The 22,877-nt window shown below is 69.8% G+C and carries 24 protein-coding genes and 2 pseudogenes; 12 read left to right on the plus strand and 14 right to left on the minus strand.

Annotated elements, in window-relative coordinates:
* Positions 1 to 6: 6 nt before the first annotated feature.
* A complete protein-coding gene (gene dapE / locus OHT21_RS15240; protein WP_328768842.1) occupies positions 7 to 1,086 on the minus strand; it encodes a succinyl-diaminopimelate desuccinylase in 1,080 nt (359 codons plus the stop codon).
* Positions 1,087 to 1,215: 129 nt separating this feature from the next.
* Between dapE and OHT21_RS15245 the strand changes: the two genes are divergently transcribed.
* Both OHT21_RS15245 and OHT21_RS15250 read left to right on the plus strand, forming a co-directional pair.
* On the plus strand, positions 1,216 to 2,205 hold the full coding sequence (locus OHT21_RS15245; protein WP_328768843.1) for a heavy metal transporter: 990 nt from the start codon (positions 1,216 to 1,218) through the stop codon (positions 2,203 to 2,205).
* A 353-nt stretch (positions 2,206 to 2,558) separates the two neighbouring features.
* Complete coding sequence (locus OHT21_RS15250) at positions 2,559 to 2,897, plus strand: ATP-binding protein (protein WP_328768845.1); 339 nt, start codon at positions 2,559 to 2,561, stop codon at positions 2,895 to 2,897.
* Positions 2,898 to 3,044: 147 nt separating this feature from the next.
* On the opposite strand, the gene OHT21_RS15255 is transcribed toward OHT21_RS15250, so the two are convergent.
* A complete protein-coding gene (locus tag OHT21_RS15255) occupies positions 3,045 to 4,154 on the minus strand; it encodes a bifunctional succinyldiaminopimelate transaminase/glutamate-prephenate aminotransferase (protein ID WP_328768846.1) in 1,110 nt (369 codons plus the stop codon).
* A 142-nt stretch (positions 4,155 to 4,296) separates the two neighbouring features.
* Positions 4,297 to 4,617 carry a ferredoxin gene (gene fdxA / locus OHT21_RS15260; RefSeq protein WP_018089397.1) on the minus strand — a complete coding sequence of 107 codons (321 nt, stop codon included), beginning with the start codon at positions 4,615 to 4,617 and terminating at the stop codon, positions 4,297 to 4,299.
* A gap of 140 nt (positions 4,618 to 4,757) precedes the next feature.
* Between fdxA and OHT21_RS15265 the strand changes: the two genes are divergently transcribed.
* Positions 4,758 to 5,753 (plus strand): GNAT family N-acetyltransferase, encoded by a 996-nt coding sequence (locus OHT21_RS15265; RefSeq protein WP_328768847.1) that lies wholly within the window; start codon positions 4,758 to 4,760, stop codon positions 5,751 to 5,753.
* Positions 5,754 to 5,837: 84 nt separating this feature from the next.
* Positions 5,838 to 6,713: a transglutaminase-like domain-containing protein gene (locus OHT21_RS15270; RefSeq protein WP_328768848.1), complete on the plus strand. Its 876-nt coding sequence runs from the start codon at positions 5,838 to 5,840 to the stop codon at positions 6,711 to 6,713.
* A 15-nt stretch (positions 6,714 to 6,728) separates the two neighbouring features.
* Here OHT21_RS15270 and OHT21_RS15275 read toward each other — a convergent pair whose 3' ends face one another.
* Entirely contained in the window at positions 6,729 to 8,840 is a 2,112-nt protein-coding gene (locus OHT21_RS15275; RefSeq protein ID WP_443050638.1) for a hypothetical protein, read from the minus strand.
* Positions 8,841 to 9,183: 343 nt separating this feature from the next.
* Between OHT21_RS15275 and OHT21_RS44665 the strand changes: the two genes are divergently transcribed.
* Complete coding sequence (locus OHT21_RS44665; protein ID WP_443050709.1) at positions 9,184 to 9,591, plus strand: hypothetical protein; 408 nt, start codon at positions 9,184 to 9,186, stop codon at positions 9,589 to 9,591.
* A 222-nt stretch (positions 9,592 to 9,813) separates the two neighbouring features.
* Here OHT21_RS44665 and OHT21_RS15280 read toward each other — a convergent pair whose 3' ends face one another.
* The 3 genes and pseudogenes from OHT21_RS15280 to OHT21_RS15290 all read right to left on the minus strand — a co-directional run.
* Positions 9,814 to 10,272: a DUF6113 family protein gene (locus tag OHT21_RS15280; protein ID WP_443050366.1), complete on the minus strand. Its 459-nt coding sequence runs from the start codon at positions 10,270 to 10,272 to the stop codon at positions 9,814 to 9,816.
* On the minus strand, positions 10,269 to 11,186 hold the full coding sequence (mshB, locus tag OHT21_RS15285; RefSeq protein ID WP_328768850.1) for an N-acetyl-1-D-myo-inositol-2-amino-2-deoxy-alpha-D-glucopyranoside deacetylase: 918 nt from the start codon (positions 11,184 to 11,186) through the stop codon (positions 10,269 to 10,271). The genes OHT21_RS15280 and mshB overlap by 4 nt, the downstream gene beginning before the upstream one ends.
* A 287-nt stretch (positions 11,187 to 11,473) precedes the next feature.
* A pseudogene (locus OHT21_RS15290) lies at positions 11,474 to 11,857 on the minus strand (hypothetical protein); the annotation flags it as partial.
* Between the two features lie 194 nt (positions 11,858 to 12,051).
* On the opposite strand from OHT21_RS15290, the gene OHT21_RS15295 reads away from it, so the two are divergent.
* From OHT21_RS15295 to OHT21_RS15305, 3 genes are read left to right on the plus strand one after another with little or no spacing between them, the layout of a single operon-like run.
* Complete coding sequence (locus tag OHT21_RS15295) at positions 12,052 to 13,290, plus strand: RNA-guided endonuclease InsQ/TnpB family protein (protein WP_328768851.1); 1,239 nt, start codon at positions 12,052 to 12,054, stop codon at positions 13,288 to 13,290.
* A 49-nt stretch (positions 13,291 to 13,339) separates the two neighbouring features.
* The gene (locus OHT21_RS15300) at positions 13,340 to 14,044 is read left to right on the plus strand and encodes a DUF5753 domain-containing protein (RefSeq protein ID WP_328774091.1); all 705 of its coding nucleotides are present in this window, start codon (positions 13,340 to 13,342) and stop codon (positions 14,042 to 14,044) included.
* Positions 14,041 to 14,250, plus strand: coding sequence for a DUF397 domain-containing protein (locus tag OHT21_RS15305; RefSeq protein ID WP_328768852.1), 210 nt, complete (start codon positions 14,041 to 14,043; stop codon positions 14,248 to 14,250). The genes OHT21_RS15300 and OHT21_RS15305 overlap by 4 nt, the downstream gene beginning before the upstream one ends.
* Positions 14,251 to 14,485: 235 nt before the next feature.
* Here OHT21_RS15305 and OHT21_RS15310 read toward each other — a convergent pair whose 3' ends face one another.
* The gene (locus tag OHT21_RS15310; RefSeq protein ID WP_165342426.1) at positions 14,486 to 14,680 is read right to left on the minus strand and encodes a hypothetical protein; all 195 of its coding nucleotides are present in this window, start codon (positions 14,678 to 14,680) and stop codon (positions 14,486 to 14,488) included.
* 165 nt (positions 14,681 to 14,845) lie between these two features.
* Between OHT21_RS15310 and OHT21_RS15315 the strand changes: the two genes are divergently transcribed.
* Positions 14,846 to 16,963 carry a S9 family peptidase gene (locus OHT21_RS15315; RefSeq protein WP_328768853.1) on the plus strand — a complete coding sequence of 706 codons (2,118 nt, stop codon included), beginning with the start codon at positions 14,846 to 14,848 and terminating at the stop codon, positions 16,961 to 16,963.
* A 427-nt stretch (positions 16,964 to 17,390) separates the two neighbouring features.
* Here the strand turns inward: OHT21_RS15315 and OHT21_RS15320 are convergent, their stop codons facing one another.
* Positions 17,391 to 17,765, minus strand: coding sequence for a VOC family protein (locus OHT21_RS15320; RefSeq protein WP_328768854.1), 375 nt, complete (start codon positions 17,763 to 17,765; stop codon positions 17,391 to 17,393).
* Positions 17,766 to 18,051: 286 nt separating this feature from the next.
* Here OHT21_RS15320 and OHT21_RS15325 point away from each other — a divergent pair, with 286 nt between their 5' ends.
* The gene (locus OHT21_RS15325) at positions 18,052 to 18,276 is read left to right on the plus strand and encodes a hypothetical protein (RefSeq protein WP_328768855.1); all 225 of its coding nucleotides are present in this window, start codon (positions 18,052 to 18,054) and stop codon (positions 18,274 to 18,276) included.
* A 125-nt stretch (positions 18,277 to 18,401) separates the two neighbouring features.
* Here OHT21_RS15325 and OHT21_RS15330 read toward each other — a convergent pair whose 3' ends face one another.
* Both OHT21_RS15330 and OHT21_RS15335 read right to left on the minus strand, forming a co-directional pair.
* Positions 18,402 to 18,695 (minus strand): DUF6247 family protein, encoded by a 294-nt coding sequence (locus OHT21_RS15330; protein ID WP_328768856.1) that lies wholly within the window; start codon positions 18,693 to 18,695, stop codon positions 18,402 to 18,404.
* Between the two features lie 205 nt (positions 18,696 to 18,900).
* The gene (locus tag OHT21_RS15335) at positions 18,901 to 19,128 is read right to left on the minus strand and encodes a DUF397 domain-containing protein (protein WP_328768857.1); all 228 of its coding nucleotides are present in this window, start codon (positions 19,126 to 19,128) and stop codon (positions 18,901 to 18,903) included.
* On the opposite strand from OHT21_RS15335, the pseudogene OHT21_RS15340 reads away from it, so the two are divergent.
* A pseudogene (locus tag OHT21_RS15340) lies at positions 19,124 to 19,270 on the plus strand (Uma2 family endonuclease); the annotation flags it as partial. The gene OHT21_RS15335 and the pseudogene OHT21_RS15340 sit on opposite strands and share 5 nt — an antisense overlap.
* Here the strand turns inward: OHT21_RS15340 and OHT21_RS15345 are convergent.
* Positions 19,256 to 19,933, minus strand: a complete 678-nt coding sequence (locus tag OHT21_RS15345; RefSeq protein ID WP_328768858.1) for a GNAT family N-acetyltransferase — start codon at positions 19,931 to 19,933, stop codon at positions 19,256 to 19,258. The pseudogene OHT21_RS15340 and the gene OHT21_RS15345 overlap by 15 nt on opposite strands.
* A 111-nt stretch (positions 19,934 to 20,044) precedes the next feature.
* Between OHT21_RS15345 and OHT21_RS15350 the strand changes: the two genes are divergently transcribed.
* Positions 20,045 to 20,524: a GNAT family N-acetyltransferase gene (locus tag OHT21_RS15350; RefSeq protein WP_328768859.1), complete on the plus strand. Its 480-nt coding sequence runs from the start codon at positions 20,045 to 20,047 to the stop codon at positions 20,522 to 20,524.
* Between the two features lie 137 nt (positions 20,525 to 20,661).
* Here OHT21_RS15350 and OHT21_RS15355 read toward each other — a convergent pair whose 3' ends face one another.
* Together OHT21_RS15355 and OHT21_RS15360 are read right to left on the minus strand one after the other, a co-directional pair.
* On the minus strand, positions 20,662 to 21,801 hold the full coding sequence (locus OHT21_RS15355) for an ABC transporter ATP-binding protein (RefSeq protein WP_328768860.1): 1,140 nt from the start codon (positions 21,799 to 21,801) through the stop codon (positions 20,662 to 20,664).
* Positions 21,802 to 21,814: 13 nt separating this feature from the next.
* On the minus strand, positions 21,815 to 22,876 hold the full coding sequence (locus tag OHT21_RS15360; protein ID WP_328768861.1) for an ABC transporter ATP-binding protein: 1,062 nt from the start codon (positions 22,874 to 22,876) through the stop codon (positions 21,815 to 21,817).
* Position 22,877: the final 1 nt, after the last annotated feature.

Genomic DNA, 22,877 nt, shown 5'->3' on the forward strand with positions numbered 1-22,877 from the left:
TACGGGTCAGGACGTCAGCCAGGCCCGCAGCCGCTCCTCCCCCGCCAGAATCTTCCCCGTTTCGACCCGTTCATCCCGCTTGTGCGCCAAGTGCGGGTTCCCAGGGCCGTAGTTGACGGCAGGGATCCCGAGGGCACTGAAGCGGGAGACATCCGTCCAGCCGTACTTGGGCTGCGGGGTGCCGCCGACCGCCTCCATGAACGCGGCGGCCGCCGGGTGGGACAGGCCGGGCAGCGCCGCCCCGCTGTGGTCGTCGATGACGAACTCCTCGACCCCGCAGTCCGCGAACACCTCGTGTACGTGGGCCAGCGCCTCCTCCTCGCTACGGTCGGGCGCGTAGCGGAAGTTGACGGTCACCACGCACTCGTCGGGGATGACATTGCCTGCCACTCCGCCCTCGATCCGGACGGCGTTGAGGCCCTCGCGGTATTCCAGCCCGTCGATGACCGGATAGCGCGGCTCGTACGAGGCCAGGCGGGCGAGGATCGGGGCGGCCGCATGGATCGCGTTGGAGCCCATCCAGCTGCGCGCCGAGTGGGCGCGCTCGCCGCGCGTCTTCAGCAGCACCCGGAGCGTCCCCTGGCAACCGCCCTCCACCTGCCCGTCCGAGGGCTCCAGCAGCACCGCGAAGTCGCCCTCGAGCCAGTCCGGGTGGGCTTCGGCGACATGCTTCAGACCGTTCAGGTGAGCGGCGACCTCTTCGTTGTCGTAGAAGACGAATGTGAGGTCTCGATTGGGTTCGGGCACGGTGGCCGCGATCCGCAGCTGCACGGCGACACCCGCCTTCATGTCGCAGGTGCCGCAGCCCCATAGCACGCCGTCGTCGTCGAGGCGCGAGGGCACGTTGCCGGCGATCGGCACCGTGTCGATGTGCCCGGCGAGGATCACGCGCTCGGCCCGCCCCAGATTCGTACGGGCGACGACGTTGTTGCCGTACCGGTCGACCGTCAGATGCGGCAGGGCACGCAGCGCGGTCTCGACGGCGTCCGCCAAGGGCTTCTCGCTGCCGCTCTCCGAGGGGAAATCGACGAGCCGCGCGGTGAGCCGGGCGGCGTCAACACTGAGGTCAAGCGGGGTGTCAGCCATACGGTCGACCCTAGCGCGACGGCACGGACCGCCCCCACGTCGACTGCTTTGAGACATCCCCCACAGCCTGTTGACCAAATGTCCATAGTCCGGTCATCCGACCCCGCGCCCTTCGCTACCTTGATAAGCGTGCGCGAACCCACCAGTAACGTCCGTCGCCGCCGCCTCCCCCGCTTCGGAACGGCCCTCGCGATGCTGCTCGCCCTCGCGGCGTACCTCACCTTCCAGTACGTCTCCGGGGGCACGGGCGCTCCCCGGTGCACGGTCGTCTCGGACAGAGGCGACGGCGCGTCGTACGAGTACGAGTTCACTGCGGAGCAGGCGGTGAACGCGGCGACGATCTCGGTGGTCGGCACCAACCGCGGCATGCCCGAGCGGGCCGTCACGATCGCCCTCGCGACGGCGCTCCAGGAGTCCGGCCTGCGCAACATCGACCACGGCGACCGGGACTCGCTGGGCCTGTTCCAGCAGCGGCCCTCGCAGGGCTGGGGCACGGAAACGCAGGTCATGGACCCGGCGTACGCGGCGAGCGAGTTCTACGAGCACCTGGCCAAGGTGCCGGACTACGCGGAGCTGCCGCTCACGGTCGCCGCCCAGCGCGTACAGCGCAGCGGCTTCCCGGACGCGTACGCGAAGCATGAAACGGACGCCGGCCTGCTGGCCGCGGCACTGACGGGGCGCGCGGCGGGCACGCTCACCTGCGAAGGGCGCCCGGACATGCGGCCCGAGCAACGCCGGCAGGTCGGTCCGGATGCGGTGCGCGCCGCGCTGGTACGGGACTTCGGGCAGGACATGTTCCAAGCGGCGGGCGCGGAGCGGAAGTTGGGGCCGGAGACGGGCGCCACTCCGTCGGATGCGTCGTCCGGCGCGGGCGGTCCCGCGAACCCCCGCACCGTGACCATCCCGGTCCCCGACGCCCCGGCCACCAAGGGCGGGCAGCGACAGCGCGGCTGGGGGCTGGCGCACTGGGCGGTGGCCAACGCCTCCGCGCTGCACATCAAGCGGGTCTCGTACGCGGGTCGGGTCTGGATCGCCGGGCACACCCGCAGCGAGTGGCGCGCAGAGGCCTCGAAGTCCCGTAACTCCACGGACGAAGTCCGCGTCGTCACGGGGCGGTAGTACGCGTCCTCACCCGTTCGGAGGACACCGTGCGCGCCATGTCCACGGCGCGCACGGGACTTCGTACGCCCACGCGCGAATCGACCGAATCCCTTGGGAGTCAAGGGCGGTAAGGATTCAGCAGACTTTCGCACCGGGTGTTCTTTGCCCGGATTTCTCCGCAGCCGATAATGCGACGCATTGCCAACTCTTTACGGCGGGCCACCGCAACCTTCGCGGACTTCGAGCGGTAGTCACTGCGTCCGAGCCCGGAACGATCAGCTGCAGCCAGTCGGCCGACATCCAGTCGGCCACCGCCAACTCCCGGGCCCGGTCGCACACTTCACCTGTTTTCTCCCCGTCTAAGGAGCATCATGTCCCTCCCCCTGACCCGCCGGATCGCCCGTACCGCGCTGCTCGTCGCAGCGGGAGCGGCTGCCGGGGTCGGTGCGGCCGGCTCCGCCAGCGCGGCGCCCCAACTGCCCGCCGCCCCCGACCTCGGCGGGGTGTCCTCGCTGGACAACGCGGGCACCACCGTCGACGGTGCCACGCAGTCCGCCACCGACCTCGCGGGCGACGCCGGCAACCAGGCCGTGCCGGGCGCGGACAAGACGACCGGCAAGGCCGTCAAGACCACGGGCAAGGCCGTCAAGCAGGCCGACGGCCTCACCAAGGGCGGCCTCCCCGGCGCGAAGACGCTGCCGCTCGGCTGACAGCACGCTCGTACGGCAGAGGGGTCCAGGGAAGTTCCCTGGACCCCTCCGCCTGTGCCAGGCGCCTACCGGCAGTGGGTACGCGCGGGTGGTTCTGGGCTGGTCGCGCCCACGCGGCGGAGCCGCATATTGACACCGCCCGCGCCCCTACCGGGGCGCACCCCGAGCCAAACGTTCCGCTGCCGCCGATACCCGCTCATCCGTCGCCGTCAGCGCCACCCGGACGAACCTCTCGCCCGCCGGCCCGTAGAAGTCGCCCGGCGCGACCAAGATGCCCAGCTCCGCCAGGTGGGCCACCGTGTCCCAGCAGGACTCGTCCCGCGTCGCCCAGAGGTACAGGCTCGCCTCGCTGTGCTCGATGCGGAAACCGTGCCGCAGCAGGGCCTCGCGCAGGGCCGTACGGCGGGCCGCGTAACGCTCGCACTGTTCCCGTACGTGCGTGTCGTCGCCGAGAGCTGCGACCGCCGCGGCCTGGGTCGGCGCGGGCGTCATCATGCCGCCGTGCTTGCGGATCTGGAGGAGGTCGCCGAGGACCGCCTCGTCGCCGGCCAGGAACGCGGCCCGGTAGCCCGCGAGATTCGACCGCTTCGAGAGCGAGTGGACGGACACGAGCCCCTCGTACGAGCCGCCGCACACATCCGGGTGCAGGACCGAGACCGGGTCGGCCTCCCAGCCCAGCTCGAGGTAGCACTCGTCGGAGAAGACGAGGATGCCGTGTTCGCGCGCCCAGGCGACGATCCGGGTCAGCTCGTCCTTGGACAGGACGCGGCCGGTGGGGTTCGAGGGAGAGTTGAGCCAGAGGAGCTTCAGGCCCTCCGGGTTCAGCTCAGTCGGGTCCTCGTACGAGACGTGGTCCGCGCGGGCCAGCCTGGCCCCGACCTCGTACGTCGGGTAGGCGAGGCGCGGATACGCCACCCTGTCCCCCGGGCCGAGGCCCAGCTGGGTCGGCAGCCAGGCCACCAGTTCCTTCGAGCCGACGACCGGCAGGACGCCTCGGTGGGTGAGGCCACGCGCGCCCAGTCGCCGTTCGCACCAGCCCGTGATCGCGTCCCGCAGTTCCGGTGTGCCCCAGACCGTGGGATAGCCGGGCGAGTCGGCCGCCGCCACCAGAGCTTTCTGAATCAGCTCGGGCACCGGGTCGACCGGGGTGCCGACGGACAGGTCGACGATGCCGTCCGGGTGGGCGGCGGCCGTCGCCTTGAAGGGCTCCAGCTTGTCCCAGGGAAAGGTGGGAAGCCGGTCGGAGACTGCGGACACGGGTTTCACTTTCTGCTCGGGCTGCGCCTGGGCGCTCGGCCGCTCTTTTCGCTCTTGCCGCTTGGGCAAACGCCTCGGTCCCGTACGACGATCAAGGTGATCAGGGCGTACGGGACCGAGGCGGCGCGGATGCGGGCGCCGCTTACTGGTTCTGCGGCGGCAGCGCTGCGATGAAGGGGTGGTCGCGCTCGATCAGGCCGAGCTTGCTGGCGCCGCCGGGCGAGCCGAGCTCGTCGAAGAACTCGACGTTCGCCTTGTAGTAGTCCTTCCACTCTTCGGGAGTGTCGTCCTCATAGAAGATCGCCTCGACCGGGCAGACCGGTTCGCAGGCTCCGCAGTCGACGCATTCGTCCGGGTGGATGTACAAGGACCTGGAGCCCTCGTAGATGCAGTCGACCGGGCACTCCTCGATGCACGCCTTGTCCTTGACGTCGACACAAGGCTGCGCGATGACGTAGGTCACGCTGTCGTTCCTCCTCGGTAGGGCGCTGGCGGGCCTCCTCAGGCTCCGCCGCCTGGCGCGCGGGAGCGCGGCGTCGTCGATGCCCGCACCTAGTATCTCCGTTCCCGGGCATGATCCGAACAGGAGGGTTGTACTGAGCTGTGGATTTCTCCTCGCATATACGGCTCGAAGTTCGTGTCACCCCTGCTGACGTGGGCAAACGTGTCTCGGTACGGCAGCTGAACGAAGACGCCCCCAAGGGTGAGAGGTTCACCGACACGGTTGGCGTTCTCACATCATGGGACGCCGGCGTGTTGCTGATCACACGACGGTCCGGGGAACGGGTCCGTATCGCGGAGGCGTCGCTGGTCGCGGGCAAGGTGGTCCCCTCGGCACCTGCCCGGCGCCGGGGCCCTTCAGCGTCGTACGAGGAGCTGGCGCGGATCGCCTCACGAGGCTGGCAGCCGGTGGAGCGGGAACGTCTCGGTGACTGGGAGCTGCGGGCCGCCGCCGGATTTACCCGGCGGGCGAACTCGGTGCTGCCGCTCGGCGACCCGGGCGTACCGCTCGACGAGGCGCTGTCGCTCGTACGGGACTGGTACGCGGCCCGTGGTCTGCCCGCGTACGTCCAGACCGCGACCGGTGCCGAGGGCACGCAGGAGTTGCTGTGTGCGCAGTTGGAGGAGCGGGGGTGGACGCGTGAGGTGAGCGCCGAGCTGTGGACGGGCGCGCTGGCACCGCTCGGTGATCTTCCGGACCCTGGGCGTCCGGTGCTGCTCTCCCGTACGGCGGACGAGGCGTGGCTCTGCCGCTACCAGCGCAAGGGCATGAGCGAGGTGGCCCTCAAGGTGCTGGGCAGCGGGCCTTCGGTGTGGTTCGCGACGGTGCCCGGCGACGATCCGGGGTCCCCGGCGGCGATCGGCCGCTGTGTGATCGACGGTCGCTGGGCCGGGTTCGCCGCGGTCGAGGTGGATCCGTCCCTCCGCCGCCAGGGACTGGCCACCATGGTGATGGGCGCCCTGGCACGGCAGGCACTGACCGAGGGCGCTTCGGCGGCTTGGCTGCAGGTGGAGACGGAGAACGCGGGGGCGCGGGCGCTGTACGGGGGGATGGGGCTCGCGGCGCATCACACGTACCACCACTACCGGCAGCCGTAGCGCGACGGAGGTCGGTGGTGCGGTGAGACTGGTGGTTGGAGCCGCGCGGCGGTAGCGATCGGTGTGAAAGGGCACGAGGCATTTATGGGTCGACCTCATCCTCCCGGGCCGGAGCGGAGCGCCGCGTGGCGGCGGTGGTTCGCCGATGAGGCGCGGGCCGAGCGGCCCGATCTCGCGACGCTGTGCCTGCTCATCGGGGCCGAGGCGGACGGAACGCTCGACGAGGCGGGGATGGACGCCGCGCAGATCGAACTGGACCGGCTGGCCGGGGAGTTGCCGTTCCGGCCGGGCGGGCCTCAGGCCTGGGCCACGGCGCTGGCCGATCATCTCGGCGGGCACTGCGGGTTCCGCGGCACGGCCGGCGACTACCAGCGGCTGGAGTCCTCGCTCCTGCACGAGGTGCTGCGGCGGCGCCGCGGGCTGCCCATCCTGCTCTCGGTCGTGTGGATGGAGGTCGCACGCAGGGCGGGCGCGCATGTGTACGGGGTCGCCCTCCCCGGCCACTTCGTGGTGGGCTTCGGTCGTCAAGGAGCCTCGCCCGGTACTGACTTCGAGGAGCAGGTGCTGGCCGACCCCTTCGACGGCGGGCGCGTACTGACCGGCTCGGACGCGGAGTTGCTCGTCGCGGGCGCCACCGGTGCGCCCCTCGACCCGTCGATGCTCACCCCCGCCGACCCGCTCGACGTCGTCCTGCGCATCCTCAACAACATTCGCGCCTGGGCCGCCGCCCGCCCCGAACGCGGCGACGTCGCCCTGTGGGCCGTGGACCTCTCGCTACTGCTCCCGTCCCACCCCGCGCGCCTCCGCTACGACCGCGCTCAACTGCTCGTCCAACACGGCGACTTCCTTGCGGGCGCCACCGAACTCGACGCGTACGCCGACATCGTGGCCCCGGTCGACGAACCCGCAGCGGACCGCGTGCGCCAACAGGCGCGCGCGGCCCGCGCGATGCTCAACTGAACTCCGCCGAAGCGGTCAGCTCGGGTTGGTGTCGATGACTCCGATGCGCTCCTCGGGCGTCTTTCCGCGCAGAGCCTTGCCCAGCGCGCTGGCGACGTCCTGCGGGATGACCTCACGCTTCCCGCTCGCGCCCTCGATCTGCACGCCGTCGAAGGTCGTGCCGTACGCCTCCTCGAGCGCCTCGAGGTCGTACGTCTCCACGAGCTTGCCCTTGACGGCCTTGAAACCGAGGATCTTCGGCAGTGAAACGGGTCCGAACTGGATGCTGTTCGCCGCGTCGGTCTGAACGGTGACGAGCTCGGACATCGCCGGCTCCGCGAACTCCTTCATCATCCGGTCGACTTCGGCCTTCGTGACCGTGGGCTCCTTCGTCGTGGTCGGAACCTGAACGGCGCCCGGATCGCCGGTCGCCACCTGCCTGCGGTACGCCTCCTCGACGGCCTTCGTCGACTGGGCGACGGCGATGCCCTTGCCCGCCTTGCCGTACACGGGGACGGCCTTGCCCCCCTCGAACTTGATCGTGCCCTCTGTCGCCGTTCCGGCGCCGCCGGCGGCGCGCTCCAGTGCGGCCCGCAGCTTCTCCTCGTCGACGGGCATCGCGGGTTCGACGACGCGCTCGCCGCCGAACAGCGAACCGATCACCGACACGGGGTTGTAGTCCGCGCCCGCGGCGGACCGCACCGTGGCCTGGGTGTCGAACTGGAGGCCTGCCTGGTCCGGCTGCAGCGACACCGTCTCGCCGTCGACGGACAGCTTCAACGGCTGGTCCATCTTCTTCCCGAAGGCGTCGTCGAGCTTCTTGACGGCCTCGTCGCGGGTGCCGCCGCCGATGTCGACACCGAGCACGGTGGTGTTCTTGGGCACATCGGAGTGGTTCATGAGCAGCCCGGCGCCGTACGCGATACCGGCGACGCCCACCACGCCGACCCCCAGGAGCACCAGCTTGCTGCGCCCCTTCTTCTTCGGCTTCGAGGCCGCGGGCACGGTCGGCGAGACCGGCTCGGGCAGCTTCGGGGGCTGGTGCGGCATCGGTCCGTCGGAGGGCGCACCGGGCCCGAACGGGTTCTGGTGCGCCGGTACGACGGGAATGCCGCTGGTCAGCGTGTGCCCGGAGACGTTCTCGCCGGGGCCGCCGCCGTAGCCGGGGGGTTCGGGGGCGGGCTTTTGGGGGGTGAGGATGGCGGTGTCGTCGCTCATGCCGGCGCCGGGGGCGGCGGGGGTGCCGGTTGGGGTGCCGGATGCGCCGGGGCCGCTGCCAGGGCTGGCCGGGGCGCCCGGGCCGCCGGGGCTGTTCGGGCCGCCGGGGCCACTCGGGGAACCGGGAGCACCCGGGCCCCCGGGGCCACCGGCCGGGGCACCGGATCCGCCGGGGCTGCCAGGCCCGTTCGAACCACCACGACCGTTGGGGTCACCAGGACCATTCGGCCCACTCAGGGAACCAGGGCCACCGGCGCCCGCGGACCGCCCGGGACCGCTGGAGCCACCGGGACCGTTCGGGCCACCAGAACCGTTGGGATCACCAGGACCATTCGGCCCGCTCAAGGAACCAGGGCCACCGGCGCCCGCGGACCGCCCCGGACCGCCGGAACCGCCAGGACCGTTCGGGCCACCAGGCCCGCTCATACCACTCAGGGAACTGGGACCACCCGAACCCCCAGGGCCACCGGCCGGAGCACCGTATCCGCCAGGCCCGTTCGGGCCACCAGGACCGCTCGGTCCACTCAGGGAACGGGGACCCCCAGGCCGCCCCGGACTGCCGGGTCCACCGGGACCGCCCGGACCATTCGGACCATTCGGACCACTCAGGGAACCAGGGCCACCCGGACCCCCGCGACGACCAGGGTCACCGGCCGGAGAACCCGATTCGCCCGGTCCGCCAGTAGCGTTCGGTCCACCGAAAGCCCTATGGCTCCCGGAACCTCCCTGGCCCCCGATCCCTCCAGGCCCACCGAAACTGTCAGGTCCTCCCTGGCCGCCCGGCCGCCCGGCACCACCAGGCGCCGCCATCGGGCCGTCCCCGGTGACCGGTCCACCGGTCGGCCCGGAGGGACCGCCCGGTCCGCCCGGTCCGCCCGGTCCGCCAGGACCACCCTGGCCGCTCCGGCCGCCTTCGGAGAAGTACGGCAGATCATCGCGCCGCGAGGCGTCGTCACCGGCCCCGTTCGCACCCTTCGCGTTCCCGGAACCACTCCCGCTACCGGTGGCCCCCAGCGGTCCCGCCGCCAGCACACCGGACACGTCGAAGGACCCGGTACCGCCACCATGCCCCGGCGCCACAGCACTGGTGCCGCCCGCGCCGGGCAGCCCCGCACCGTTCGTACCGTTCGCGCCACCGGGCCGAGGCGCTCCACTGGGACGCGTACCCGCATTCCCGGGACGAGGGCCAGTAGCGCCCGGGGCACCCGAGCCCGTACCCGCCGAACCGCCGGAGGCGCCCGCCCCGTTGGTCGAGCCACCGCCCTGACCGCCCTTGGGCGCACCGGACTTACGAGGAGCGAACCAGTCGCTCGTCTTCTCCTCGGCGGCAGCGCCGGAGCCGGAAGACGGCGCGGGTTCCGGGGACTTGGGCGCACCCGAGGAAGCACTCGGCCCCGGATCGGCCGCAACCGAAGCCGGTCTGGCCGAACCCGCCGAGCCGGCCGACCCGTTCGCACCGTTCGTGCTCTTCGAGCCGTTGTCGGACTTCTCGGCGTCCGCGACGGGCGTCCGCACGACGACCGGCGGAATGGGCCTGGATCCAGGGATGTTGATCCGGATCCGCGTCGTCAGCGTGGTCTCGGTTTTGACCTCCTCCGGCCGTTCACCGGCGGAACGCCCCGCGTCGGCACCGTCTTCGGAACCCGTAGGGGTCCCGTACGGCGGCGTACCCGACGGGTAGGCGGTTCCGCCGCGCCCGTTGGGCCCGGAGGACGAACTGTCAGTTTCACGACTCAAGGCAGGTTCTCCCGATTGGCTCCGCCGCCCGTGTACTCGACCTCAACCTCGTTTCGGGCGGCTCGGCGGCGCGCACCACCATACTGGCCACCTCTGGCGCTTATCCGGCGACCGCTGAGGAAACCCACACCGGACCCCCACGCGCTTTCTGCGGCGAAGTAGTACGTCACTTGCCAAGTCGGGCGGCAGAGCCAGGTGGTTGCCGCCCCACACCAAGGGTGGCGCACATCACAGCAACAGCCATCCCGCCGAGCAGGAACAGGTAGGACCCGGCTCCCGCGGCGAAGAGGAAGTCGCCCTCCGGGCGGCTGGCGGTGAGCAGGATGACGGCGACCATCCACCCGGCCGCGGGCGCCACCGCCCCGGCCCGGCTGCCGAGCGCCCGCGCCCCGCCCAGGAAGAGCCCGGCCGCCCCGGCGAGCGCGAGCAGCAACCCGCCCGGGAACCAGCCGGATTGGACCAGCCCCCCGGCCGCCCCGACCACCGCACCCAGCGCAAACAGCCCCAGGTAGGCGGCAATTCGGGCCCCCGAGGGCGGCGCCAACGGCTGCGCGAGCATGCTCCCCGCACCACCGGAGCCGGAGCTGCGCGCACTCGATCTGTTCGCCCTGTTCGCCGTACTCATCGCGCACTCACCTCAGAAGTCCCCGAAATCCCCGAAATCCCCGCAAACAGGTCTGTCTCCGACGCCCCAGAAGCCGCCCCACCCCGCTCCCCCCGCACCAACTCGTAGTACTCCACGAGGAAAATCGGCTGCGCGAGCTGATTCGACAGCGCGAACCACGGCTCGACGACCTCGATCTGCGTGGCGTGCGCGCGCATCGCGGCGGCCTTGGCGGCGGCGTACGCCGTGCCGTCGATCTCCGTCGTGATCAGGGTGTCGTCCACCACACCCGGCACATCCTCGACGGCGGCGGAGGCGGGGAAGGGCAGTTCGTCCAGTACGTCCTTCAGACGCGCGAAGGCCTCTTCGGCGACGGAGCGCGGTACGCGGTTCCAGTAGATCTTCGTGATCGCCCACGGTGTGCCGAGATCCGGGCGGAAGTCCGGCTCGGCGGCCAGATCCGCGGCGCGCATCGCGACGCGGTGGGCCTGGATGTGATCGGGGTGGCCGTAACCGCCGTTGGGGTCGTAGGTGACCAGCACCTGCGGCCGCACTTCGCGGATCACGCCGACGAGTTCCGAGGCGGCCTCGTCGAGGTCCGCCTGCCAGAAGCAGCGCGGGTCGTCGTTGTCGGGCAGGCCCATCATCCCGGAGTCCTGGTGGCGGCCGGGGCCGCCGAGGGAGCGGAAGTCGCGCACACCGAGGGCATCCATAGCGGCCGCGAGCTCCGTGCGGCGATGGCTGCCGAGAGCCTCGCCGGTCAGATGGGCGAGCTCGGGCGGAATGACCTCGCCGCGCTCGCCCAGCGTGCAGGTCACCAGGGTGACGTGGGCGCCCTCGGCCGCGTACCGGGCCATGGTCGCGCCGTTGTTGATCGACTCGTCGTCCGGGTGCGCGTGCACCAGGAGCAATCGGCGGCCGGGCAGTTCCGTCATGGGCCCACCCTATGAGCCACAGCGGTACGCGGCTCCCTGGGCCCCGTTCGTACGAGGCTTCCAGGCTGCCCGTCACCGACATTGCCCCGTCGCACCGTGACCCCCGGCAACTCATCGTCACGATCTCTACGACGATCACCGTTCCCGAGCCGCACGGGGGTCAGTCAAGCCGGTCGAGCCAGCTCGGACGAAGGTGGCTGATTCCGACCCTCTCCGTTTCCGGATCACGTCCATCCGGATGCGGGAGCCGTCAAACCCGGTGAGTTCCGGGCTTGGGCGCGCGAGGATCAGACGTCTTCTTCGATGAAGATCTCTTCGGCGGACGACGCGGTGACGGCTCGGGTGAGCCACCGGCGGAGGAGGTCCGGGTCGTCGCAGCCGACGATGCGTTCGCGGATCTCGTCGGGGACGTCGAGGCCGCGTGCCGCCAGGACGAGCAGGATGTCCTCCGCACGCCCCTGGACACGCCCTTGGACACGCCCTTGGGCACGCCCCTCGTCGCGGATCTCTTCGGAGATGTACGACTTGTAGAAGGAGAGGTCCACGGCCACCAGGTTCCTCCAGAGTTCTCCGGCCCGGCGGTTGCCGCTCAGGCCTTGTGCGGTGAATTCGATGATGGGGTCTGCGACTGCTTCGGACACGTCCTGCAGAGCAGTGGACAGGGCCTTCAGCGGATTCTTGCGAGGAACCCCGGGCGTTCACGCCCGGGAGGAATCGCATCCTCGCACGAGCGGTGCGGAGCACCGAGGCGGCGTCTGGCGCGGAGAGCCGGGCAGGCGGGCAGGCGGGCAGGCGGGCAGGCGGGCAGGCGAGAGTTTCCCGTGTTCGAATGCAAGGCCCAGGGTGGCCGGGTAGCGTCCCGGTTGTGAAGCTGGTGGTGCAGGTGAAGCTGCTGCCGACGCCCGTACAGGCGGCAGCACTTGAGGCGACCCTGCACGCCTGCAACGAGGCCGCCACCTGGGCCAGCCGCCTCGCCTTCGAAAAGGATGTGAAGAACAACTTCGCGCTGCGTAAGCTCGCCTACAGCGAGGTGAAGACCCGGTGGCAGCTGGGCGCGCAGGCCGCCCAGCACGTCATCAAGAAGACGTGCGACGCGTACACCACGCTCAAAGCGAACCTGAAGGCCGGAAACCTGGGCCGGCCCGGCTCGAAACGCTACCGGCGGGCGACCGAGAAGCCGATCGCCTTCCGCCCCCACGGCGCACAGCCCTACGACGACCGGATGCTGTCCTGGCAGATCCCGGACCGGACGGTGTCGATCTGGACGGTCTCCGGGCGGGTCAAGAATGTGGCGTTCACCGCCTCGCCCGAGCAGCTGGCCACCCTGGCGCTGTACCGCCAGGGCGAATCCGACCTGCTGGAGCGGGACGGCATGTGGTTCCTGAACGCCACCTGCGAGGTCCCCGCGGCCGAGCCGAACACCGACCCGGTGGACTTCCTCGGCATCGACCTGGGCATCGTGAACATCGCCACCACCTCGGACGGCGAGATGCTGGCCGGACGCGAACTCAACCGCATCCGGGCCCGGGAACGGAAACTCCGCACCAAGCTGCAGAAGAAGAACACCCCGTCCGCGAAACGCCGGCTGAAGAAGCGGCGGCGCAAGGAGGCGCGGCGGGCGAAGGACATCAACCACAAGATCGCGAAACATGTGGTGGCCGAGGCAGAACGCACCGGTCGCGGGATCGCCCTGGAAGACCTCACAGGGATCCGCGAGCGGGTACGGCTTCGAAAGCCCCAACGGGCCACCCTGCACAGCTGGGGCTTCGCCCAGCTGGGACAGTTCATCGCGTACAAGGCCCGCCGTGCGGGGGTACCGGTGGTGCGCGTCGATCCGGCGTACACCTCCCGCACCTGCGCCGAATGCGGCCACATCGACAGAGCGAACCGGGTCTCCCAGGCCTGGTTCGCGTGCCGGAACTGCGGATTCGTTGATCACGCGGACCGGAACGGCTCCCGCAACATCCGCGCACGCGCGTGGGAGTTGTGGCGACGCGGGGCCCAGTCAACGGCCCCTGCCCCACCCCGGACACCTCGGAGTGGGACTGGACGCAAACGACGCATCACCGCCAGTGATGCCCGTTGTGCAAGCCCGCCGCTTTAGCGTCGGGTAGTTGACTATCCCACCGACGTCCGGATCCTTCGCGTGAGTGATGGTCGGACAGCGTGGCCAGCGCCAGGTCGGCGCGGGCCTCATCCGGGTCCGGCAGGAGTACCTGATCAAAGCCGACGAGGTGCTGGAGGCCGGCGGGCTCATTGCCGCGACGTGGGAGGACGTGAAGAAGGTCCGGTACCCGAAGCGGGTTCGGGAGCTGGGGAACCTGGAGGCCAAGGCGGTCGAGATCGGCGTGTACGAGTGCAGCAACATCGCCGGTCTGCTGCAGACGTCCGAGTATGCGCGAGCCCTGCTGGAATCGTGGCAGCCGGCCTATTCACCGGAGGACTTGGAACGACGAGTAGCCGCCCGTATGGCCCGGCAGTCCGTCTTCGAGCGGTCGCCCGCACCCGCCCTCGGTTTCGTCCTGGAAGAAGCAACTCTGCGTCGCAACGTTGGAGGCACAATGGTGCGGCGACAGCAGTTCGAACGCCTGCTGGAGGTGGGACGGTTGAGTAACGTCACACTGCAGGTGATGCCGATGGACAGTGCGGCGCACCCCGGCATGAGCGGCAGGATCGAGTTGCTGAAGTTCGAGGACGGTACGGCTGTTGGGCGTTCCGATGGTGCCTTCAACAGCCGTCCGGTCTCCGACCTCAGGCAGCTACGCATCCTTGAACTGCGCTATGGCACCATCCGGGCGCAGGCTCTTCCACCTGGGGAGTCGCTGGCCCTCATTGAGCAACTGCTGGGAGAAACATGATCCGCAACACCTCCGCCAGGGACGCCTCCGACCTGGCATGGTTCAAGAGCAGCTACAGCAGCGGCCCCGACGGCGACACCTGCGTCGAACTCGCCACCACCCCCGGCACCGTCCACGTCCGCGACTCCAAGAACACCAACGGCCCTCAGCTCGCGCTGTCGCCGAAGGCGTGGGCCGACTTCGTGCCGTACGCGTCCGAAGGCTGACTCGCCGCCCCGACTACTCGACCTCGGCCTCCGGTACGTCGACCTCGCCGCCCAGGACGCGGGCGATGGCCGTGAACTCGTTCAGGGCGGACTGGAGGTCGCGGACGATCTCCTCGGCCAGGACCTCGCCGAACTGCCCGGCACTGGCATAGGCGGCGTTCGGGTCGGCCAGAGGCGGGGCCCCGCCCCCACAGGGCCCCGGCGCATGCCTATGAGGCGCGGCTCATGAGGCCGCTCAGAACTTGATGTCCCCGATCATGCCCGCGATGTTGTTCGTCACCTCGCTGATCGTGGGCGCGATCGTCGAGCTGGCCAGATAGAAGCCGAACAGGACGCAGACGACCGCGTGACCGGCCTTCAGTCCCGATTTCTTGACCAGCAGGAAGACGATGATCGCCAGCAGCACCACCGCCGAAATCGAGAGTGCCACGGCGGTTCACCTCCAAGGTTCCCAGGGACGCGTCGGGTCAGTACGGGTCAGTACGGCAGCCAGCGGGTTCATACCCAGGCAGCGCCATTGATCATAACTATCCATCCGTGCGCATCGATCGGCGCACGGCCGCACAAGGGGGCGCATGGCCAATATGGTCGGGGCATGACCACCGAGCCTCTCTCCTTTCCACGCCGGCAGGCGCGCACCCTGCGCTTCACGCTCGGCGCGCCCCGCGCCTTCACCGTGGCGCCCGACGGTTCCCGGGTCGTGTTCCTGCGGTCCCGCTCGGGTACGGACCGGGCGAATGTGCTGTGGGTCCTCGATGTGGCGGACGGCGAGGAACGTATGGCCGCCGACCCACAGGCGCTGCTCGGCGGCGCCACCGAGCGGCTGTCGGCCGAGGAGAGAGCGCGCCGGGAGCGCAGCCGGGAGGGCGGCGCGGGCATCGTCGGCTATGCCACGGACACGGCGGTGGAGTTGGCGTCCTTCGCGTTGTCCGGGCGGCTTTTCACGGCCGAACTGCGCGCCGGTACGGCACGTGAACTGCCCGTTCCCGGTCCGGTACTTGACCCGCGCCCGTCCCCCGACGGACGGCTCGTGGCGTACGTCACCGGGGGCGCCCTGCGCGTCGTAGGCGCCGAAGGTGAAAGCGACCGGGCGCTCGCCGAACCCGAGTCGGAGACGGTGACGTACGGCCTCGCCGAGTTCATCGCGGCGGAGGAGATGGGCCGTTCGCGCGGCTTCTGGTGGTCGCCCGACTCGGACCGGCTGCTGGTCGCGCGGGCCGACGACGCGCCCGTACGCCGCTGGTGGATCGCCGACCCCGCGCGGCCGGAACAGGCGCCGCAGCAGGTCGCGTACCCGGCGGCCGGAACCGACAACGCGGACGTACGCCTCTTCGTGTTCGCCCTCGACGGGGCGCGTACGGAGGTCGTGTGGGACCGGGCACGCTACCCCTATCTGGCACGAGTGCACTGGTCAGCGGCCGGGGCCCCGCTCCTCCTCGTACAGGCGCGGGACCAGCGGAGCCAGCTCTATCTGGCCGTGGATCCCGACACCGGGGCGACCCGGATGGTGCACGCGGACGAAGATCCACAATGGCTGGATCTTTTCCCCGGCGTGCCGTGCTGGAGCCCCGGCGGACACCTCGTGCGGATCGCCGACGAGGGCGGGGCGCGGGTGCTCGCGGTGGGGGAACGTCCGCTGACGGGGCCGCAGTTGCACGTACGGGCGGTGCTCGACGTCTCGGACGACGATGTGCTGGTGTCCGCGTCGGCGGGCGAGGCGGCGGCCACGCCCGAGATCGGTGAGGTTCACGTCTACCGGGTCAACGACCTTGGCGTGGAACGCCTTTCGCAGGAGCCCGGGGTGCACTCGGCGGTCCGTTCCGGCCCCGTGACGGTGCTCGTCTCGGCCGTTCCCGACCGCCCCGGCGCCCAGGTGCGGGTGCTGCACGAGGGCAAGGCGGCGGCGACTGTGGCCTCGTACGCCGAAGACCCCGGACTGAGCCCGCGCGTGAGCCTCACGGAGGCGGGCGAGCGCCGGGTGCCGTGCGCCGTCCTGCTCCCCAAGGACCACACCGGCGGTCCGCTGCCGGTCCTGATGGACCCGTACGGCGGCCCGCACGGTCAGCGGGTGCTGGCGGCGCACAACCCGTACCTCACCTCCCAGTGGTTCGCCGACCAGGGCTTCGCGGTGATCGTCGCGGACGGGCGCGGGATGCCCGGCCGGTCGCCCGCCTGGGAGAAGGCGATCAAGGACGACATGGCCGCGATCGTCCTGGACGACCAGATCCACGCGCTCCAGGCACTCGCCGAACGCTTCCCGCTGGACCTGAACCGGGTCGCCATCCGCGGCTGGTCCTTCGGCGGCTACCTCGCCGGCCTCGCGGTGCTGCGCCGCCCGGACGTCTTCCACACGGCCGTCGTGGGCGCCCCGGTCACCGACCAACGCCTGTACGACACCCACTACACGGAGCGCTACCTCGGCGACCCGAACCGCCAGCCCGAGGTCTACGCCGCGAACTCCCTGATCGACGACAACGGGCTGGTAGGCGCAGCCGAACCCGCCCGCCCGATGATGATCATCCACGGCCTGGCCGACGACAACGTAGTGGTGGCCCACAGCCTGCGCCTGTCGTCGGCGCTTTTGGCCGCCGGCCGCCCCCACGAGGTGCTGCCACTCTCCGGAGTCACGCACATGACCCCACAGGAACAGGTGGCGGAGAACCTGCTGCTGCTACAGGTGGACTTCCTACGCCGGGCTTTGAAGCTGGGCTGAGCTGCAAGAATCCGCCGAGCACCGCAACCATCAATTGAGGAACCACGACGAAGCACCAACCAGGTCCGCGAGAGCGGCGCCGGTTTAGGCGCAAAAAGGGGCGACCGGCCGGGGAGACATGGCGCGCCCCGGCCGGTCTACGGCACCCGCACGGCCGTACGTTGTTCAGACTGACGCGTCCGTATATCGGTATCGGGTCAGTGAAGTTGCTTATGTGTTAACGAAGTTGATGCCCATTTGTGCCGCTATGCCGACTGTACGGGACCCGAAGATGCGGAGGATGCGTTGCAACGATTTCTTTGCAAGACATCCTTTGCAGGCAGCTGCGCCTCCCAGCACCCGCTGAAAGTGACGTCACATCCAACCGACAGAGGGGCACACGCCCACCGGTCGGCAGCGAACCATTCGGTCACAGCACCAGCCACGTCTAACCCAATTCGCCCCGCTCCACACAGAATTCGTTGCCCTCAGGGTCGGCCAGTGTGACCCAGCCCCGGCCGTCCGGCCGGGTGTGGTCCGCGACCAGCCGGGCCCCGAGCCTGATCGCCCGCTCGACCTCCTCCGCACGGGTGCGCCCCTGCGGACGCAGGTCGAAATGCACCCGGTTCTTGACGGTCTTCGGCTCCGGCACGCGGACGAACAGCAGGCCCGGACCACCGGAGGGGTCCGCGATGAGCGCCTCAGGGTCGCCGGGCTTGTCGTCGTCGGCCAGCGGCCGCCCGAGCAACTGGCTCCAGAACAGCCCGAGATCGTACGGATCTCCGGTGCAGTCGAAAGTGATGTGGCGGATGACGGGGTTCAACTGGCTCCTTCAGACGGCTTGTTGTTGCCGAGGCGAGCATTCCCCGGTCGCCGTCTCCCTGTCGAACGATTAACCGGTCCGGTTCGGCCCGCTCCTCTCCGGACGTGTACGTGAGGACGCGTGCGACCGCCGAACAGACGCCGTTCGCGAGAGCGCCCTACGGTGGAAGCATGGCGAAACACCGCATCACCCCGTCGGCCCTGGTGAGGACACCGCGATCCGCGAGGCCGCGGCCGACTACGGTCTCGGTCTCTCCGCATTCCTACGCACGGCGGCACTCGCCGAGGTGGCGCGGTGCCAGCGCATCCGGGACCGGTTCGCGGAGGTGGACGCGGTCAGCCGCGCTGCCGAGGAGAGCGCGCCCGACGACATCTCGCTCGCCGCCACCCCCGAGGACGATGCCGCCATGGACGCCTACCTGGATGCCATCGACGGCGGCTTCGACACCCGAGGCAGCTCCGCCGGTCGACTCCCTACGGGACTTCCGGACGGCAAGCCCACGCTGCTGTGACGCTACGGCGGACTGGTCGGCGACGGTTCGAGCGGTTGATCGCAGGGATCAACTCCGCCGAATCACACCGGACTTGACTCCGACAAGAAGCGCCACGAGGGCGGACGGAGCAGCAGTGGCTCGGCTCACTCCCGGCTGCCTTTCTTGATCTCGGCGATGAGGTCGAGCCCCTCCTGCAGCGCATCGTCGAACTCGGGGTCGCTGAAGGCGCGGATGCTGCCGGCATAGGTCTTGATGACGTCGGCGACCTGGTGGAGGTCGGTGGCCGTGGAAGTGTCGAGGGCGCGAGCGAGGTCGGCCTCAAAACTCTCGGCGTCGCCTGGGAAACCCCGCCCGTCCCGGAGCGCGGCGCGGATGTCGGCCACGGTCCTGAGGTGCGGCAGCGGTGCATGCGGTGTCTCGGCGTGCCGTGCACTCATAGATCCTCCTCGGGCCAGGTACGCGCTTACGGCCGTCGTCGCGCTCACGGCGCGCTCACGAGCTGGATGGCCGCACTCATGACGTCCTCACGCTGCCGCACGACAAAGCGGCTCAGCTGGTTACGACCGGGGACCTTCCACGGTCAGGAGTGGCCAGCATCTGCCAATTCCGCGACGGGGTTATGCCTTGACCCCGAGCGGCCAGTTACGGCGCACGGTGGCTGGGCCGCCTTTGAAGGGACGGCAGCATCCCACCTTTGATCCCGTCGAGCAGCGCCGCGACGGCAGACGGAGCGGCGTTGGCGACGGCACCGGGAGCTTCGCTCTCACGGAGGTGCACGGTGCCGGTGGGGGCGAGGGCGAGTTCGACACAGGTGTCGGAGCCGGGCTCGCTGAACGTTGATTTCCGCCACACGAGTTGCGCCACCACCATTGAGGTGCACTCCGACCCGTGCAAGGACCGCTACCAGCACAAGGACCCGTACATCTTCGGAGACGCCGTGCCCTTCGGCCCCTGGACGGTGGAGACCTCCGCCTTTCGCCGCTACGGCAAGACCGGATCAGTTCTGCGGTGACGGGTCGATTCCAAGGACTGGCAGGCAGTCGGCGACGGCGACGAGTTCGATGTCGTCGCGTCGACGCTCGATCCACTGGTCGCGCGTCAGCCTCCAGCATTTGATTTCGCCTGGCTCGCCGCGCCGGGTGTCCCAGCTGACGCCGTTCGGGACGTAGCCGAGAGCTTGGGAGACATGGTTCGAGGCGTGGTTGTCGACGAACGCGTCGCTGGTCGCCTCGCGGGCCCCGAGCCCCTCGAAGGCCAGATGCAGCACCGCCTGGCGCATCTCCTTGCCGAAGCCGCCGCCGCGCACGTCGGGGCTGAGCCAGGAGAACGTGGAGACCGTTCCGAACGTGCCGAAGTCGGTGCCGATCAGGTCCTGCATCCCCACCGGCTCGCCGTCGATGACCACGACGAAGTAGAGGCGCCAGAAGCCGGCACTGACCCGGCCTCGGCCCGACCACACGCTCCGGAGCCAGCGCCACTCGCGTTCGGGGCTGTCCTCATAGAGGGACATCGGGTCGTCGAAGGGCCAGGGCGGCCCCGTGGCTACTCCCTTGCGGACCGTCGGGACCAGGCGCTCCAGGAGCTCATCTGTCGCTCCCAGCAAGGACAGTCGGGGGGTGTGCACCTGCACGTTCAAGGGGGGATACGCGGACAGCGGCGAGGCAGTCGTCGGCATGGGCGCAACCCTAGAGCCGAGCCGACATGGCGTGCATCACATATTCGGTCGGGGCTGGGCCACCGGTTTATCCGTTGGCTTGCGTTTCGGCCGGCCCTGTAGGTTCCCGCCGTGAGTGATGTCGGCGTGACAGAGATCAGGCTCGCGGAGGCGGCGGACGCGGCGGTGATTGCTCGTATCCACATGGCCTCTCGGGTGGTGACGATGCCGTACCTGCCGCCGCAGAAGCGCAGTCACGACCAGGTCGCCCGGTGGATCGAGGATGTCCTGCTCAAGTCGTGCCGGACGTGGGTGGCGGTGCGTGGTGGAGAAATCCTCGGCTATGCCGCTCTCGAGGGGGACATGCTCGAGCACCTCTATCTGCGACCGGACGTCCGCCGCCAGGGCATCGGCACGCTGCTGCTCGACGAGATCAAACGGCACAGCCCTGACGGGGTGTCCCTGCACGTCTTCCAGCAGAACACCGATGCCCGCGCGTTCTACGACCTCCACGGCTTCACTGTCGTCGACACGAGCGATGGCCACCGGAACATGGAGAACCTGCCCGACATGACCCTGCGCTGGACACCGGCCAGTACCAGTACACGGTGAACCGCGTCCCGACGGGCGCCCTTGCGCGCGAACGGTTCGCCCTCCGGGCGGCAGCGGTGCGCGCGGGAATGTGCCAGTCCCCCCAGGGACTGTCACATTTTCGTGCGTACGCCACCGCCTCCCGACGAATGCCTGGGTCAGGCCTTCGTGACCTTCGCGGAGGAGCCCTCGGTGGCGTCCGCCTCGAGTGCCTTCAGGGCCGGGTCCAGAACCACGTCCTCGTCTCGCGCCTCCGTCGTCGGCTCCTCCGGGAAGTGGCAGGCCGTCAGGTGGCCGCCTCGGTTGCCGGAGAGCTGGATCAGCGGGGGTTCCTCGCTGGCGCACTTGTCCTGGGCCTTCCAGCAACGGGTGCGGAAGCGGCAGCCGGACGGGGGGTGGATCGGGGAGGGTACGTCGCCGGCGAGGCGGATGCGTTCGCGGTCCTCGGAGTCCTCGGTGGCTACCTCGGGGACCGCCGAGAGGAGGGCGTGGGTGTAGGGGTGCCGGGGGCGGTTGTAGATCGAGTCGCGGTCGCCGACCTCCACCACCTTGCCGAGGTACATCACGGCGACGCGCTGCGTGAAGTGACGCACGATGGCGAGGTCGTGGGCGATGAAGAGGAAGGCGATGCCCAGTTCTTTCTGGACCTTCTGCAGCAGGTTCACGACCTGCGCCTGGATCGACACGTCCAGCGCCGACACCGGCTCGTCCGCGACGATCAGCTTCGGGTTCAGGGCGAGGGCTCGGGCCACGCCGATGCGCTGCCGCTGACCGCCGGAGAACTCGTGCGGGAAACGGTTGTAGTGCTCGGGGTTGAGGCCGACGAGCTCCAGGAGTTCGCGTACGCGCTTCTCACGGCCGCCCTCCGGTTCGATGCCGTTGACCTCCATCGGCGACTTGATGATGGTGCCGACGGTTTGCCGCGGGTTCAGCGAGGAGTACGGGTCCTGGAAGATCATCTGGATCTCGGACCGTACGGGGGCCAACTGCCTGCGCGAGGCGTGCGTGATGTCCCGGCCCGCGTATGTGATCTTGCCGGCGGTCGGCTCCAGGAGCCGGGTGATGAGCCGGCCGGTGGTCGACTTGCCGCAGCCGGACTCGCCGACCAGGCCGACGCTCTCGCCGACACCGACGGTCAGGTCGACCCCGTCGACGGCCTGGACCGCGCCGACCTTCCGTTTGATCGGGAAGCCGCCGTAGATCGGGAAGTGCTTGGTCAGGCCCTCGACCTCGAGCAGCGTTTCGGCCGACGTCCCGGTGGAGCCCTGTGGTGCGGGGAGGGTGAGGTTGTCGCTCATGTCTCGGTTCTCCCTAGCGCAGCCGGGGCTGGATCTGGTCGATGAAGATGGTCTGTTTCTGCTCCGCCGTCAGATGGCAGGCCGCGGCGCGGCCGTCGGCCAGCGGGGGTCGCTCGTCGGTGCAGCGATTGCCCGCGACCTTGTCCGTGAAGGTACAGCGCGGGTGGAAGGGGCAGCCCGACGGGGGGTTGAGCAGCGAGGGCGGGGTGCCGGGGATCGGCGTCAGCATCTCGTGGATGTTGCCGTCCAGGCGCGGCATGGAGCTGAGCAGCCCCCAGGTGTACGGGTGCTTCGGCTCGCGGAGGACCTCCCGGACGGCGCCCCGCTCCACGGCCCGGCCCGCGTACATCACCAGCAGGTCGTCGGCCATGTTGGAGATGACGCCCAGGTCGTGCGTGATGAAGATGATCGCTGTGCCGAACTCCTGCTGCAGATCCTTGAGCAGGTCGAGGATCTGCGCCTGTACGGTCACGTCGAGCGCGGTGGTCGGCTCGTCGGCGATCAGCAGGTCGGGGTCGCACATCAGCGCCATGGCGATCATCGCGCGCTGGCGCATACCGCCGGAGAAATGGTGCGGATAGTCGGCGAAGCGCTCCTTGGGCTGCGGGATGCCGACCTTCGTCAGCATCTCGATGGCCCGCTCCTTGGCCTCCTTCTTGGAGGCGCCGGTGTGCTTCATGAACGGCTCGGAGAGCTGCCGGCCCACGGTGTAGTACGGCGACAGGGCCGTCAGCGGGTCCTGGAAGATCATCGCCATCTTGTTGCCGCGGAGCTTCTCCAGCTCGGCATCGGTGGCGGTGACGAGTTCCTTGCCGTCGAGGACGATCTCGCCGTCGACGGTCGTGGACCGGGGGTTGTGCAGGCCGAGGATCGTCAGGTTGGTGACGGACTTGCCGGAGCCGGATTCGCCCACGATGCCCAGGGTCTTGCCGCGCTCGACGTCGAAGGAGAGGCCGTCGACCGCCTTGACGATGCCGTCCTCGGTGGAGAACTGCACCTTCAGATCGCGGACCGAGAGAAAGGTCTCCGGCCCGGTCGGGGCCGGGGCGTCCTCGGTCTTGGTCAGTGTGGTCACG

Source organism: Streptomyces sp. NBC_00286 (assembly GCF_036173125.1).
Taxonomy (GTDB): domain Bacteria; phylum Actinomycetota; class Actinomycetes; order Streptomycetales; family Streptomycetaceae; genus Streptomyces.

Excerpts from the sequence above, each read along its gene's own strand:
- OHT21_RS15270 (WP_328768848.1), top strand. The coding sequence starts at position 5,838 with ATGGGTCGACCTCATCCTCCCGGGCCGGAGCGGAGCGCCGCGTGGCGG.
- mshB (WP_328768850.1), bottom strand. The coding sequence starts at position 11,186 with ATGACGGAACTGCCCGGCCGCCGATTGCTCCTGGTGCACGCGCACCCG.
- OHT21_RS15330 (WP_328768856.1), bottom strand. The coding sequence starts at position 18,695 with ATGAGTGCACGGCACGCCGAGACACCGCATGCACCGCTGCCGCACCTC.
- OHT21_RS15305 (WP_328768852.1), top strand. The coding sequence starts at position 14,041 with ATGATCCGCAACACCTCCGCCAGGGACGCCTCCGACCTGGCATGGTTC.
- OHT21_RS15315 (WP_328768853.1), top strand. The coding sequence starts at position 14,846 with ATGACCACCGAGCCTCTCTCCTTTCCACGCCGGCAGGCGCGCACCCTG.
- dapE (WP_328768842.1), bottom strand. The coding sequence starts at position 1,086 with ATGGCTGACACCCCGCTTGACCTCAGTGTTGACGCCGCCCGGCTCACC.
- OHT21_RS15345 (WP_328768858.1), bottom strand. The coding sequence starts at position 19,933 with ATGCCGACGACTGCCTCGCCGCTGTCCGCGTATCCCCCCTTGAACGTG.
- OHT21_RS15355 (WP_328768860.1), bottom strand. The coding sequence starts at position 21,801 with ATGAGCGACAACCTCACCCTCCCCGCACCACAGGGCTCCACCGGGACG.
- OHT21_RS15300 (WP_328774091.1), top strand. The coding sequence starts at position 13,340 with ATGGTCGGACAGCGTGGCCAGCGCCAGGTCGGCGCGGGCCTCATCCGG.
- OHT21_RS15250 (WP_328768845.1), top strand. The coding sequence starts at position 2,559 with ATGTCCCTCCCCCTGACCCGCCGGATCGCCCGTACCGCGCTGCTCGTC.
- OHT21_RS15335 (WP_328768857.1), bottom strand. The coding sequence starts at position 19,128 with ATGGTGGTGGCGCAACTCGTGTGGCGGAAATCAACGTTCAGCGAGCCC.
- OHT21_RS15280 (WP_443050366.1), bottom strand. The coding sequence starts at position 10,272 with ATGAGTACGGCGAACAGGGCGAACAGATCGAGTGCGCGCAGCTCCGGC.